This is a genomic window from Caulobacter sp., assembly GCF_035254145.1.
Taxonomy (GTDB): Bacteria; Pseudomonadota; Alphaproteobacteria; order Caulobacterales; family Caulobacteraceae; genus Caulobacter.
In genome coordinates this window covers 1-13,458 of record NZ_DATFAV010000015.1, presented here as the reverse complement: position 1 = coordinate 13,458, position 13,458 = coordinate 1, and the positions used below count along the sequence as shown (strand labels likewise).

Annotated in this window: 16 protein-coding genes; 13 read left to right on the top strand and 3 right to left on the bottom strand. The window is 69.1% G+C overall.

Features of this window, described 5'->3' with window-relative positions; genetic code table 11:
- Positions 1-34 precede the first annotated feature (34 nt).
- Both VJ655_RS00720 and VJ655_RS00715 read right to left on the bottom strand, forming a co-directional pair.
- Positions 35-862, bottom strand: coding sequence for an ABC transporter permease (locus VJ655_RS00720; protein ID WP_324097470.1), 828 nt, complete (start codon positions 860-862; stop codon positions 35-37).
- Positions 862-1,779 carry an ABC transporter ATP-binding protein gene (locus VJ655_RS00715; RefSeq protein WP_324097469.1) on the bottom strand — a complete coding sequence of 306 codons (918 nt, stop codon included), beginning with the start codon at positions 1,777-1,779 and terminating at the stop codon, positions 862-864. The genes VJ655_RS00720 and VJ655_RS00715 overlap by 1 nt, the downstream gene beginning before the upstream one ends.
- A gap of 147 nt (positions 1,780-1,926) precedes the next feature.
- Here VJ655_RS00715 and VJ655_RS00710 point away from each other — a divergent pair, with 147 nt between their 5' ends.
- The 11 genes from VJ655_RS00710 (at position 1,927) to VJ655_RS00660 (ending at position 10,961) form a co-directional block, all read left to right on the top strand.
- The gene (locus tag VJ655_RS00710) at positions 1,927-3,183 is read left to right on the top strand and encodes an ectonucleotide pyrophosphatase/phosphodiesterase (RefSeq protein WP_324097468.1); all 1,257 of its coding nucleotides are present in this window, start codon (positions 1,927-1,929) and stop codon (positions 3,181-3,183) included.
- Positions 3,184-3,353: 170 nt separating this feature from the next.
- Positions 3,354-3,728 carry a hypothetical protein gene (locus VJ655_RS00705; protein ID WP_324097467.1) on the top strand — a complete coding sequence of 125 codons (375 nt, stop codon included), beginning with the start codon at positions 3,354-3,356 and terminating at the stop codon, positions 3,726-3,728.
- A gap of 130 nt (positions 3,729-3,858) precedes the next feature.
- Complete coding sequence (locus tag VJ655_RS00700) at positions 3,859-4,320, top strand: VOC family protein (RefSeq protein WP_324097466.1); 462 nt, start codon at positions 3,859-3,861, stop codon at positions 4,318-4,320.
- Positions 4,320-4,649 (top strand): MmcQ/YjbR family DNA-binding protein, encoded by a 330-nt coding sequence (locus VJ655_RS00695; RefSeq protein WP_324097465.1) that lies wholly within the window; start codon positions 4,320-4,322, stop codon positions 4,647-4,649. The genes VJ655_RS00700 and VJ655_RS00695 overlap by 1 nt, the downstream gene beginning before the upstream one ends.
- Entirely contained in the window at positions 4,646-4,987 is a 342-nt protein-coding gene (locus tag VJ655_RS00690; RefSeq protein ID WP_324097464.1) for a metalloregulator ArsR/SmtB family transcription factor, read from the top strand. Before VJ655_RS00695 ends, VJ655_RS00690 begins: the two co-directional genes overlap by 4 nt.
- Positions 4,984-5,481 carry an SRPBCC domain-containing protein gene (locus tag VJ655_RS00685; protein WP_324097463.1) on the top strand — a complete coding sequence of 166 codons (498 nt, stop codon included), beginning with the start codon at positions 4,984-4,986 and terminating at the stop codon, positions 5,479-5,481. The genes VJ655_RS00690 and VJ655_RS00685 overlap by 4 nt, the downstream gene beginning before the upstream one ends.
- On the top strand, positions 5,478-6,743 hold the full coding sequence (locus VJ655_RS00680; protein WP_324097462.1) for a TCR/Tet family MFS transporter: 1,266 nt from the start codon (positions 5,478-5,480) through the stop codon (positions 6,741-6,743). The genes VJ655_RS00685 and VJ655_RS00680 overlap by 4 nt, the downstream gene beginning before the upstream one ends.
- A gap of 92 nt (positions 6,744-6,835) precedes the next feature.
- Entirely contained in the window at positions 6,836-8,275 is a 1,440-nt protein-coding gene (locus VJ655_RS00675; RefSeq protein ID WP_324097461.1) for a Do family serine endopeptidase, read from the top strand.
- 36 nt (positions 8,276-8,311) lie between these two features.
- On the top strand, positions 8,312-9,613 hold the full coding sequence (locus VJ655_RS00670; RefSeq protein WP_324097460.1) for a replication-associated recombination protein A: 1,302 nt from the start codon (positions 8,312-8,314) through the stop codon (positions 9,611-9,613).
- Positions 9,610-10,425 carry an RluA family pseudouridine synthase gene (locus VJ655_RS00665; RefSeq protein WP_324097459.1) on the top strand — a complete coding sequence of 272 codons (816 nt, stop codon included), beginning with the start codon at positions 9,610-9,612 and terminating at the stop codon, positions 10,423-10,425. The genes VJ655_RS00670 and VJ655_RS00665 overlap by 4 nt, the downstream gene beginning before the upstream one ends.
- Before the next feature lie 11 nt (positions 10,426-10,436).
- Positions 10,437-10,961 carry a CC0125/CC1285 family lipoprotein gene (locus tag VJ655_RS00660; RefSeq protein ID WP_324097458.1) on the top strand — a complete coding sequence of 175 codons (525 nt, stop codon included), beginning with the start codon at positions 10,437-10,439 and terminating at the stop codon, positions 10,959-10,961.
- A gap of 259 nt (positions 10,962-11,220) precedes the next feature.
- Here the strand turns inward: VJ655_RS00660 and VJ655_RS00655 are convergent, their stop codons facing one another.
- The gene (locus tag VJ655_RS00655) at positions 11,221-12,450 is read right to left on the bottom strand and encodes a hypothetical protein (protein WP_324097457.1); all 1,230 of its coding nucleotides are present in this window, start codon (positions 12,448-12,450) and stop codon (positions 11,221-11,223) included.
- 163 nt (positions 12,451-12,613) lie between these two features.
- Between VJ655_RS00655 and crcB the strand changes: the two genes are divergently transcribed.
- Both crcB and VJ655_RS00645 read left to right on the top strand, forming a co-directional pair.
- Positions 12,614-12,997 carry a fluoride efflux transporter CrcB gene (gene crcB / locus VJ655_RS00650; RefSeq protein ID WP_324097456.1) on the top strand — a complete coding sequence of 128 codons (384 nt, stop codon included), beginning with the start codon at positions 12,614-12,616 and terminating at the stop codon, positions 12,995-12,997.
- The coding region (locus tag VJ655_RS00645; RefSeq protein ID WP_324097455.1) for a pseudouridine synthase at positions 12,994-13,458 on the top strand (465 nt) is incomplete at its 3' end. The genes crcB and VJ655_RS00645, both read left to right, overlap by 4 nt.

Below are 13,458 nucleotides of genomic sequence, written 5' to 3'. Positions count from 1 at the left end.
CCGGCCAGCATCCGTTGCTTCTGGGTCTTCACGCTCACTCCCGCGTCAGGTCCTGCCGCTTGAACAGCAGCACCGCCGCCGTCGTCAGGGCCGCCGCCCAGAGCGCCAGCACGACCAGAGCCGGGCCGGCGGAGCGCGTCGCCGCGCCGAGTTGGGCGGGATCCAGCAGGGTCGCGCGCAGCAGGTCGGCGTCGAACACCGGGATGGCCAGCAGCTTCCAGCTGGGTTGACCCTGCTCCATCAGCCGCAGGGAGCTGGCCAGCACCGTCTGGACGAAGCGCACGCCGAGGCAGGCGATGACCACACCCATGGTCGAGCGCGACAACACCCCGACGCAGGCCGCCAGGGCCGCCAGGGTCATGGCCTCCAGCCAGGTGATCGCCAGCACCCCGACCACGTCGAACAGGTTGCGCTGGAACATCGAGCCGACCAGCGCCTTGCCGTTGATCGCCGAGCCGATCAGGGCCGCGACGGCCGAGAGGAGGGCGGTCAGCAGGAGGCTCCAGAAGACCGCCTCGCCGACGACGACCAGCTTGGCCAGCAGCAGGTTCCGCCGGGTGTTGCGCGGCGTCAGCAGCCGCCAGGTCTCCCAGCGATAGTCACCGGCCAGCACGGCCGCCGCCCCGATCATCAGGAACAGCGCGCCGAAGGTCGAGGCGCCGCTCGACAGCGCCTTGATGACCTGGTCGACCAGGCCGATGGTGAGGCCCGGCATCGGCTTCTTGACGATGTTGCGCAGGAAGAGGTCGCCGCCCACGCTGAGCACGAAGCCGACCAGGGGCGCGAAGCAGAAGCCCCAGAACAGGGCCGAACGGTCGCGCAGCAGGCGGAAGCGTTCGGCGGCGATGGCGTCGGCGAGCATCAGGCGGCTCCTTCCGTGACGGCGGCGGTGGGCGTCTGGCCCAGTGACTTCAGATAGACGCCTTCGAGGTCGACCTCGCGCCAGCGGGCCTCGACGATGTCGACTCCAGCCTCGACCAGGGCGCGGATCAGGGTCGGGGCTTCCTCCCGCGGAATGTCGGCGAGAACCGCGTCGGGGCCGTCGGCCTCGCCCTTGGAGCCCAGCACCGCGAGCGTTTGGGCGATGGGGGAGGCGGTCGTGATGCGCAGGCGAGCCTCGCCGGCGGTCAGCTCGGCCACGCCGCCCTCGGCGACCACCTTGCCGCGCGAGAGGATGGCGACGCGGTCGCAGACGCGCTTGACCTCGTCCAGCTGGTGGCTGGCCAGGATGACCGTGACACCCTCGCGCTTGGCCAGGTCGACGATCAAGGCCCGGATCTCCTGGATGCCGGCCGGGTCCATGCCGCTGGTCGGCTCGTCCAGGATCACCAGCTCGGGCTTGGTGAGAAAGGCCGCCGCCAGGCCCAGGCGTTGCTTCATGCCCACGGAGAAGCCGCTGGTCGCGCGGTCGGCGGCGTGGGTCAGGCTGACCCGTTCCAGCCAGCCGGCGATGTCGGCGTCTTTCGCACCGCTCTCCAGGGCCAGCATCTTCAGGGTGTCGCGCGCGGTCAGGTAGGCCGGATAGCGCGGCGTCTCGATCATCGCTCCGACCTTGCGCAAGGCGGTGATGTCGCCGGGCGGCGCGCCGAACAGTCGCGCCGAGCCGCTGGTGGGCCGCACCAGCCCCAGGGCGATGCGGAACAGGGTGCTCTTGCCCGCCCCATTGGGACCCAGAACGCCGAAAACGCCGCCGGCCGGAATGGCGATCGAGAAGTCGTCGAGGGCGCGCACCGCCCCATAGGTCTTGGTGAGGCGGTCGGCCTCCAGGGCGATCGACATGGCGGCGTTTCCCGGCGCCGAGCGAGTCGGCTCGACGCACGGACTATGGCCAGCCGAAGGGCCCTCGCCAAGCCAGGGCGCGGTTGTCATACGCCGGCAATCTTTCGCCCCGATGGGAGGGGCCAGTTTCGCTTCCGAGCTCCGCCTATGATCGTTCGTCGCTTTCTGGTCCATTTCCTGGACCCCGTCCTGGCTCTCTCCCTGGCGTTGGGCCTTGCGCTCGCCGCCCCGGTCCAGGCTCGGGAACGGGCGCCGCATCTGACGATCCTGGTCTCCCTGGACGGGTTTCGCGCCGACTATCTGGACCGGGGCGATACGCCGACCCTGAAGGCGCTGGCCGACGATGGCGCCCGGGGCGCCATGCGGCCTTCCTTTCCCAGCCTGACCTATCCGAACCACTACACCCTGGTGACGGGCAAGCGGCCCGATCATCACGGCGTGGTCGGCAATGTGATGGTGGACGCGGCGATCGGCGGTCCCAAGTTCACGATGAACGGCCCGACCGCCAATGATCCGCGCTGGTGGAGCCAGGCCAAGCCATTCTGGATCTCGGCCGAGCAGCAGGGCAAGCGGGCGGCGGCGATGTTCTGGCCGGGCTCCGAGGTCGAGATCGACGGTGTCCGACCGTCGCACTGGGCCAAGTACGACACCCACACGCCCTACGACGCTCGCGTCGATCAGATCCTGGCCTGGATGGACGCCGCCAGCGGGCCGCCGCTGGCCTTCACGACGCTCTATTTCGACGCGACCGACACCGAGGGCCACCACCATGGCCCCAACTCGCCGGAGGTGCGGGCCGCCGCCGCCAGGGTCGACCTTTCGCTGGCCCGGCTGGTCGAGGGATTGAAGGCGCGGGACCGCTTTGACAGCACCGACATCGTGGTGGTCGCCGACCACGGCATGGCCCCGCTGCCGGCCGCCAACCGCGTGGTGCTGGACGACCTGGTCGACATCTCGAAGATCCAGCTGGTCAGCACCGGCGCGGTCACCAGCCTCTCGCCGGTTCCTGGGGCCGAGAAGGCCGTCGCCAAGGCTTTCCTGCGGTCGCTGCCTCACATGACCTGCTGGAGGAAGGGCCAAATCCCGGCCCGCTATCATTACGGGCGCAACGCCCGCGTGCCGGCCATTGTCTGCCTGTCGCGAACCGGTTGGTACACGACCACCCTGGAGGCTCGCCGCAATCCGGGCGAATGGGATGGCAAGGACGGCGGCGCCCACGGGTTCGAACCCCGTGATCCCCTGATGCGGGCCGTGTTCGTGGCGCACGGGCCGTCGTTCAAGTCCGGGGTGGTGCTGCCCGTGTTCGACAATGTCGACGTCTATCCGCTGCTGGCCAAGGTCACGGGCGTCCGGCCCGAGCCCGGCGACGGCTCCTTGCGGATCGTGGGGCGAGCTCTGCGTTAGGAGGAGCGGCTCGGCTGGTATGCGTCTCCAGCGAGAAGTAAATATAAATACAACCGAGACTCGAATTCTGGAATTGCCGGGCGTATGATGAAGTTCAGGCGCCACTGACCGTCGGCGACGCCCGCGCCTCTCGCCCCGAGAGGCGGTTCAACCAGCACAGGGAGAACGTCATGGGTTTCTATGGTCCCGAACCTTTCGACACCGCCGAAGCCACCTACGTGTGGACCGGCCTGCGTACGCCGGGGTTCTTTTCCGTCACCGTGAAGGGTAATGCGCCGAACTTCACGACCGGCATCAAGCTGGTGCGCGATCCGGATTTCGTCGGCGGCATGGCCGTCGACGTGATGGGCTGGACTGGTCCGCTCGGGCAGGGGACGACCGCCTACACCGTCCACGGCACGTTCAACGGCATGTACCTGCCCAAGATTCTCATCGTCGGTTCCAACAAGCGTCAGTTGATCGACGTGAAGGAGATCCCGTTCACGAACGAGGAAGACTACGTCAAACATCTCAACGCCCAGGCCAAGAAGCTCGAGCCGGCCTGACACCCACCGTCACGGTCGTGGGGGACGCGCGCCCGGGTCCCCGCCGGGCGCGCGCTTCTGGCCGTTTGCGGCTTGCCTAGATAGTTTCAATATGCGTTAAATATTGCTCCTGTTTGCAAGGAGCATCGCCATGCGCCCGACTGGTCTCGTCTCGGCCGTCATCTATGACGATCCCAAGGCCGCCATCGCTTGGCTGGAGAAGGCGTTCGGCTTCGAGATCACCCTGCTGGTCGAGGACGACGAGGGCCGTCTGGCGCATGCCGAGATGAGCTTCGGAGACTCCACGCTGATGATCGGCTCGCCGTGGCACGAGGCCATCGCCAGTCCATCCATGCTGGGCGGCAAGACCTCCCAGACCGTGCACGTCCAGATCGCCGGCGACGTCGACGCCCATTGCGAGCGCGCGAGGGCGGCGGGCGCGGAGATCTTCGCCGAGCCCGAAACCCAGTTCTACGGTGATCGCACCTATCGGTGCCGAGATCCCGAGGGGCATATCTGGACCGTGGCGGCGGCCGTCGAGGCGGTCTCGATCGCCGACATGGAGGCGCGTAGCGGCCATGTCATCACGACGCCCGGCGGGTCTGACGCCTGATGATCTCGCCTGACGATTTCCGCCGGCTGGCGCTGTCGATGCCCGAGGCGATCGAGAGCGCGCACATGGGCACGGTCGACTTTCGGTGCGGCAGGATCTTCGCGACGCTGGGCAATCCCGACGCCGGCTGGGCCATGGTCAAGTTGACCCCCGACCAGCAGGAGATGCGCGCGGCCGCCGAACCAGAAATCTTCGTTCCCGTCCCGGGCGGTTGGGGGCGGGGCGGGGCGACCCGGTTGCGCCTGGACGCCTGCGACGAGGCCACCGCGCGCGGCGCGGTGCTGGACGCCTGGCGCAATGTCGCGCCCAAGCGGCTGCTCGGCGCGTGAGCGAGGCCCTCGACCGCACCCTGGCCGCCCTGGCCGATCCGCACCGACGGCGGACCATCGACCTGCTGCGCGAACGGCCGCGGCGGGCGGGCGAGCTGGCCGAGAGCCTGGGCCTGACCCCGCCGGCCATGAGCCGGCATCTTCGCGCCCTGCGCCAGTCGGGGCTGGTCGAGGAGAGCCATCCTGAATTCGACGCCCGGGTCCGGGTCTATCGCCTGCGACCCGAGCCGATGGCCGCCCTGAAGGCCTGGCTGGAGGCCGCCGAGGATCACTGGGCCGACCAGCTTTCCGGCCTGAAAGCCCATGTCGAAGGCAAGTCCAAGGAGGCGGCGGGGTGAGTTCCAGGATCCTGGTCGCCCTGCGGATCGCCGCCTCGCCCGAGGTGGTGTTCGACGCCTTCACCGACGACATCGCCCTATGGTGGCGGCCCAATCCTCTCTTCTCGTTCACGCCGCGCTCGCCGGGCGTGATGGCGTTCGAGGATGGGCGTCTGGTCGAGCGCCTGCCGACGGGAAAGGTGTTCGAGATCGGCGAGGTTAGGGTCTGGGAGCGCGGGGCGCGTCTCGTCCTCGGCTGGCGTCAGGCGGCCTTCGCGCCCGACATGGCCACCGAGGTCGAGGTTCGCTTCGAGGCGACCGAGGACGGCCAGACCCGGGTCACCGTCGAGCATCGCGGCTGGGACAGCGTGCCGGCCGGGCACGTGGCGCGCCATGGCTTCCCGAACGGGGTGTTTCTGCACAGGCACGGCGAATGGTGGCGGGCGCTGCTGGCCGCTCTTGCGCGACGCGCGGTCGCCCGCCAACTAGGGACCGCCGGGGAGGGCGACGCATGACTCAACACATCACGGGCGCGCACATCACAGGGAGGCGACGCCAGGCCGCGCTGGGCTTCATCTTCGTCACCGCCATCATGGACGTGCTGTCCCTCGGCGTGATGATCCCAGTGCTGCCCAATCTGGTGAAGTCGTTCGGCGGAGGCGACACCGCCACCGCGGCCGACTGGAACGTCCTGTTCGCCACCACCTGGGGCGTGATGCAGTTCTTCTGCTCGCCGATCCTGGGCCTGATGTCCGACCGGTTCGGCCGCCGCCCGGTGATCCTGACCTCGATCTTCGGCCTGGGGATCGACTTCCTGTTCATGGCCTTCGCGCCCAGTCTGTGGTGGCTGTTCCTTGGCCGAGTGATCAACGGCATGACGGCGGCCAGCTTCTCGACCGCCTCGGCCTATGTCGCCGACGTCACCACGCCGGAGAACCGCGCCAAGGGGTTTGGCCTGATGGGGGCGGCGTTCGGCGTCGGCTTCACCTTCGGGCCGGCGCTGGGCGGCTGGCTGTGGACGTTCGACCATCGCCTGCCGTTCCTGGTCTGCGCGGGTCTGGCGTTGTGCAACTGGCTCTACGGCTTCTTCGTCCTGCCGGAATCGCTGCCGCCCGAGCGTCGTCAGACCCGGTTCGACTGGAAGGAGGCCAATCCTCTGGGTTCCCTCCACCTGCTGCGCCGCCACGCCGGCCTGCTGGGCCTGGCCGGCGTGGGCTTCCTGTTCCAGCTGGCGCACAATGTGCTGCCCAGCGTCTTCGTGCTCTATATGGGGTTCCGCTATGACTGGTCGCCCGGCGTCATCGGCCTCACCCTGATGGCCAGCGGCATTTCCAGCATCGTGGTCCAGGCCCTGGTGGTCGGCCGGGTGGTCAAGGCCGCCGGCGAGCGCGGGGCCCTGCTGATCGGCCTGTTCTCGGCCTTCGCGGGCTTCATGGTCTACGCCCTGGCGCCGACCGGGGCGCTTTATCTTTGCGGTCTGCCGCTCTTTGCGCTGTCGGGCCTGATCATGCCCGGGCTGCAGGGGCTGATGACCCGCCGCGTCGCGCCCAACGAGCAGGGCCAGTTGCAGGGCGCGAACTCGGCCATGATGGGGGTGGCCTCGATCATCGGCCCGCCGCTGTTCCTGCTGCCGTTCGCTTTCGCGGTGCGCCACGATGCGACCTTGCACCTGCCGGGCTTGCCGGTCCTGATCTCCGCCGCGCTGATGCTGGCGGCTACGCTGCTGGCCTGGGCCGTGGCGCGGCCCGCGCCGGCGGCGGAACCTCAGCCGGCATGAGGGTTTACAGTCTCGCCGAAACTCCGGCCTTTCGCCGCCTTAGACTCGCCCGAAAGCTCGGCTGAATCTTGAGCCGACCCAAAGGAGCTTCCTTGAAGACCATGCGATCCCTTCGTGCTCTGCTGCCCGCCGTCGTCCTGCTCGCCGCCTGTTCGAACCCGAACGGCCAGACCCAGGCGCAGTCGATCCCCGACCTGGCGCAGCCGACCCGCCGGGTCCCGAGCGATCCGGCCTCGATGAAGGCCTCGTTCTCGCCGGTCGTGAAGAAGGCCGCCCCGGCCGTGGTCAACGTCAAGAGCCGCCGGATCGTGCGCCAGCGCGTCGACCCGTTCTGGGACTTCTTCATGGGCGGCGGGGGCGGCGGCGCCCAGGTGCAGGGCTCGCTGGGTTCGGGCGCGATCGTCCGGGCCGACGGGGTGATCATCACCAACCACCACAACATCGAAGGCATCGTCGAGGGTAACGGCGACATCACCGTCCAGCTGGCCGACCGTCGGGAGTTCCCCGCCACGGTGCTGCTGGACGATCCGCGCGCCGATCTGGCCGTGCTGAAGATCGACACCAAGGGCGAGCGCCTGCCGGTGATGGCCATCGACGACCGGGAGCAGCTCGAGGTCGGCGATCTGGTGCTCGCGCTCGGCAATCCGTTCGGCGTCGGCCAGACGGTGACCAACGGCATCGTCTCGGCCCTGGCCCGCACCGACGTCGGGGAGGCCAACTTCGGCAGCTACATCCAGACCGACGCGGCGATCAATCCGGGCAATTCCGGCGGCCCGCTGGTCGACATGGACGGCGACCTGATCGGCATCAACACCTTCATCATCTCGCGCTCGGGCTCGTCCTCGGGCGTGGGCTTCGCCATCCCGGCCGCCGTGGTCAAGCAGGTGGTCAACGCCGCCCTGGGCGGCGGCCACAGCGTGGTGCGCCCCTGGCTGGGCGTGAAGGGCCAGGCGGTGAGCGGCGAGATCGCCCGCAGCCTCGGCATGACCGTCCCACGCGGGGTGCTGGTCGCCGAGGTCTATCCCGGCTCCTCGGCCGACCGCGCGGGCCTCAAGGAAGGCGACGTCATCCTGTCGATCGACGGCCAGGCGGTGAATGACGAAGGCGGCGGCGCCTTCGCCATCGGCACCCACAAGATCGGCGACCGCGTGCCGATGCAGATCCGCCGCGGCGAGCGCGACCAGACCCTGACCGTCCGCGCCGAGGCCGCGCCGGACGTCCCCGCGCGCGACGAGCGGACGATCAAGGGGCGTAACCCGTTCGACGGCGCGACGGTCGTGAACCTATCGCCGGCCGTGGCCCAGGACCTGGGCGTCGACCCGTTCGACGGCCGCGGCGTGCTGGTGACCCGCATCGGCCAGGGCTACGCGCTCAGCGCCGGCCTGCGTCCCGGCGACTTCATCCGCGAGGTCAATGGGCGTCCGGTCAATACGGTCGGGGAACTGACCGCCGCGACCGCCGCTCAGGGGCGCAGCTGGACGGTGACGATCGAGCGCCAGGGCCAGCGGATCACGGCCCGCTTCTCGACCTGACGCGACTTGGGGCGGGCGGCCTGCTAGAACGGACTCATGTCCGATCTCTTCCAGGCCGCCGGCCTGACGCCCCACGCGCCGGCGCCGCTGGCCGACCGCCTGCGACCCCAGAGCCTCGACGAGGTGGTGGGCCAGCAGCATCTCCTGGGCCCCGAAGGCCCCATCGGCCGCATGGCCGCCGCCCATCGTCTGGCCTCGATGATCCTGTGGGGCCCTCCCGGCACCGGCAAGACCACCATCGCTCGCCTGCTGGCCAAGGCCGGCGGCTACGAGTTCCAGCAGATCTCGGCGGTGTTCTCCGGCGTCGCCGACCTGAAGAAGGCCTTCGAGCAGGCCCGCGCCCGCCGCATGGCCGGTCAGTCGACGCTGCTGTTCGTCGATGAGATCCACCGCTTCAACCGCGCCCAGCAGGACGGCTTCCTGCCCTTCGTGGAGGAGGGGATCGTCACCCTGGTCGGGGCGACGACCGAGAATCCCTCGTTCGAGCTGAACGGCGCCTTGCTGTCGCGTTGTCAGGTCTTCGTGCTCAAGCGCCTGACCGAGGAGGCGCTGGAGCAGCTGCTGCGGCGCGCCGAGGCCGCCGAGAACCGGCCGCTGCCGATCGACGCCGAGGCCCGGTCGGTTCTGGTGTCCATGGCCGACGGCGACGGCCGCTACTTGCTGACCCTGGCCGAGACCCTGTTCTCGATCGGGACAGACAGCCCGCTGAATCCCACTCAGCTGGGCCAGTTCCTGCAAAAGCGTCGCCCCGCCTACGACAAGGACCGCGAGGAGCACTACAACCTCATCTCGGCCCTCCATAAGTCGGTGCGCGGCAGCGATCCGGACGCGGCCCTCTACTGGCTGGCGCGAATGCTGGAGGGCGGCGAGGACCCGTTGTTCATCGCGCGGCGCCTGGTGCGCATGGCGTCCGAGGACATTGGCGCGGCCGATCCGCTCTCCCTGCTGCTGACCACGGCGGCCAAGGACGCCTACGACTTCCTCGGCAGCCCAGAGGGCGAACTGGCCCTGGCCCAGGCCGTGGTCCACATGGCCAGCGCGCCGAAGTCGAACGCCGTCTATATGGCCTACAAGGCCGCCCGTCGGGCCGCCAAGGAGACCGGCAGCCTGATGCCGCCGTCGCACATCCTCAACGCCCCGACCAAGCTGATGAAGTCGCTCGGCTATGGCGACGGCTACGCCTACGACCACGACGTCGAGGGCGGGGTCTCGGGCCAGAACTACTTCCCGGACGGCATGGAGCGGCGGCGCTTCTACGAACCCAAGCCGGTCGGCGCCGAGGCCAAGGTGCGCGAGCGCTTGGAAGCTTGGGGCAAGGTGCGTAAGGACGGCAAATGAGCAGTCCGAAATTCCGCCGTCCCCCCGGCGTCGCCAAGCCCAAGGCCGTCGAGTGTCCGATCACCCTGACGCCGGAGGAGATCGCGGCGGCTCGGTCGTGGGTGCTGTACGAGGACGAAGCGATCATCGTGCTGGACAAGCCCGCGGGCCTCTCCAGCCAGGGCGGGCGGATCAAGGCCCATACGCTGGACGATCTGCTGTGGGCCTTCGCCAAGCCGGGCAAGGCTCGGCCTCGCTTGATCCACCGCCTGGACCGCGACACCTCGGGCGTGATCCTGACGGCCCGGACCAAGCCGGCGGCGGCCATGCTGGGCGAGGCCATGATGGCCAAGCGCTTCCGCAAGAGCTATCTGGCTATCGTCGCGCCGGGCGCGCCCGAGCCCAAGGGCGGCATGATCGACAGCCCTCTGCGTCGGGAGTCGATCGGCCGCGAGGCCTATATGCGCGTCTGCGCCCCCGACCATCCGGACGCCGAGACCGCCCGCAGCCGCTATCGCACCCTGGCCGCCAACGCCACGGCCGCCCTGGTCGAGCTGTCGCCCGACACCGGCCGCATGCATCAGCTGCGGGTCCATATGGCCTCGATCGGCCGGCCGCTGGCCGGGGATAGTCGCTACGGCGGGGCGCTGATGTTGGGGGGCGTGGCCGTGCCGCGCCTGATGCTGCACGCGGCGCGGCTGACCTTTCCGCACCCCTTGGGCGGAGAGCGCAAGGTCACGGCCCCGCTTCCGTCCGATTTTGTGATGATGCTCAAGGCCTTGGACCTGCCGATTCCGGAACAGCCGGCCTCGGACACCGTTGAACAGGTCTGAAGAGGCCCGCCATGAAGATCGCCAAATCCTCGAAACTCAGGCCCCTTATCGCCGCGGCCCTGTCGGGCTTGCTGCTGGCCGCCTGCGCCACGGCCCCGACCGTCTATCGCGCCCAGATGGGCTCGCCCAATGACATCGGCTACTCCGAATATCGCCTGGAGGCCGGGCGCTATCGCGTCACGTTCCAGGGCGGGCCGGGCGCGCCGCAGGCCAAGGTCGCCGACTACGCCCTGCTGCGCGCGGCCGAACTGGCGCTGCGCGACGGCTATGACTGGTTCCGGATCGCCGATCGCTCGACCTCGGCCTCGGGCTATGACCGCGGTCCGCGGATGTCCGTCGGCGGCGGCTCGGCCAGCTTCGGGCGCCACACCAGCGTCGGCCTGGGGCTGGGGACCAGCTTCAACCTCGGCCCGGGCCCGGCCTTCTCCCAGTCGATCGAGGTGGTGTTCGGCAAGGGACCGACGCCGCGCGACCGCGACGCCTACGACGCGCGGGAGATCGTCAAGACCGTGGGATACGGGCGAGGGCGGGTCTAGGACTTTCGCCAGACACCTATGAAGCCGCCTTCCTCGCCCCTGTGGCGAGGATCCATCATTCGGCTTGGCGTTGAGGTTGGACGTGCGGCTCCGCCGACATGGGATTGGACGTGCGGCTTCGCCGACATGGGAGCGCGCAACCGTTCCCTCAACACTGGCGACGACCATGGGCCCCAGGCACAAGGCCCAGGAAGGCGGGGGAAATTGAAGCCTGTTTTGACGTGGCGCCCAAGGCCGGCGCGACGACGCGGAAGCTGCGCTAAGCCGCCGCCTGCTTGGCCAGCGGATAGGCCGCGCGAAGGGACGCGTGGCTGAGGCCGGCGGTCTCGGCCGCGGCGAAGTAGCCGTCCTGGGGAAGGCCTTGCAGGATGGTCATGCCCGCGAGCCCACGCGCGTCGCGGCCGAACGCCATGATGTCCATGGCGATCCTGGCGGCCTCGCCGGTCAGGTCCGAAGCGTCCAGGGCCAAGCCGGCCAAGCGGGCGTCACGCAGGACGCGCAGGGCTTCCTTGTCCGGCGGCACCCGGGCGATGACGCCATGGGTGAGGGCGCGCAGCAGACCGACCACTTCCAGCAGGCGGCCGGCGGGCGTGCCGCGGGTGACGTCGACCAGTTCGATCATGACGCCGCCGCGCAGCAGGCCCAGCGACAGGCCGGCCGTGCCGGTCAGCAGGTCGCGGCCGCGCTGGGTGCCCAGGGTGCGGAACGAGGCGGGCAGGATCAGTTCGGGCGTGTTCGGGCCTTGGGCCGAGCGGGCGAACACCGAAGCGTATTTCAGCGTCGACTCGTCGATGAAGGCCACGTCGCGATCCGACAGCTTGGTCAGGGCCCGGGCCGAGGCCTGGCGGCCGCTGGCCAGGTGGGTGACCATCGGCTCGATGCGAACGGCGGTGGTGATGTTCCGGCGCAGGTTGACGACGTGCTCGAGCGTGAAATCCACGCGCAGGGCCGCGCCGGCGGCGGTGGTGAAGGCCACTGGGGTGCGGCGGGATTCGTCGGCGGGGTCCACGGCGACGCGCACCGGCGAGCGCTCGGAATCGCGACGGGCGCGGGCCGCCAGGATCACCCTCGGATCGATCCGACGGCATACGGCCTCGCCGCCCTCGACGCTGACGACCGACCGGATGCCCAGGTCGGCCGGATCGGCCGCGCCCAGCAGGTGGGTCAGGACGTCCTCGAGAATCCGGACGCTGGTCGCCTGGGCGGCCAGGCCCTGTTCGTTGTTCGTGGCGATCAGGAACTCGCTGTCCGAGATGCGGGCCCGCAGGTCGTTGCGGTCCAGGTGTTCGGTCAGCTTGCGTTCGACATAGGTCCAGACGTCGGCCCGCTTTTGCGACCACCATTCGCCAGCCCACAGCCGGATCATCTTGACGCTGATGACGTTCACCGAGCCGCGCGCCACCAGGTCCGTACCGGCAAGGCGCTGAAGCACCGGCCCTGGGAGGGCCACGCGTTCGGTCGCGTCGGATGAGGATGGGGGAAAGGACATGGCTCTGACGCTTGTGATACCGCGACAAAATGCCTTTCACGCGCTTAACGGGTGGTGTTCAAATAAGGTTTCCGAAGTTGTTTACCGTGAAAGAAATCGGGGAAAAACAAGGGAACAAAGTTGAGTGCTTGGCGTTAGGGCCGGCTCGGAGCATAAGACTTTCATGAACAAACTGCTTCTCGTGGCCGCCGGCGGGGCCGTCGGTTCGGTCGCGCGATATCTGGTCGGCATGGGCGCCATGCGGGTCATGGCTCCGGGCTGGCCGCACGGCACGTTCACCGTCAATATCGTGGGGGGCTTCCTGATGGGATGCCTGGCGTCCTGGCTGGCCCATCGCGGCCAGGGTTCGAGCGAGCAGTGGCGCCTTTTGCTGGGCGTCGGCTTCATGGGCGGCTTCACCACCTTCTCGTCCTTCTCCCTGGAAACCGCGCTGATGATCCAGAAGCGCGACTACCTCCAGGCCTTTTCCTATTCCGCCGCCAGCGTGCTTCTGTCCGTGGCGGCCCTGTTCGCGGGCCTTCTGGTCGCCCGCAAGGTTTTCGCATGAGCACCAAGGAAGTCCGCACCCTCTATGTCGACGCCGGCGAGGAGGGCGTGCGCCTGGACCGCTGGTTCAAGCGGCGCTGGCCGCACCTGAACCACATCCAGCTCAACAAGCTGTTCCGCTCGGGCCAGGTCCGGGTCGACGGTTCGCGCGCCAAGGCCGACACCAAGCTGGCGGCCGGTAGCCAGATCCGGGTGCCGCCTCTGCCCGACGCGCCCGATCCGGCCGACAAGAACAAGCTGTCGGCGCGAGATGTCGCCTACGCCAAGTCGCTGGTGCTGTACGAGGACGAGGAGGTCCTGGCCCTCAACAAGCCCGCCGGCCTCGCCGTGCAGGGCGGCACCAAGACCACCAAGCACATCGACAAGCTGCTCTCGGCCTGGGGCGAGGGCGTCGATCGTCCGCGCCTGGTCCACCGCCTGGACCGCGACACCTCCGGCGTGCTGCTGCTGGGCAAGACGCCC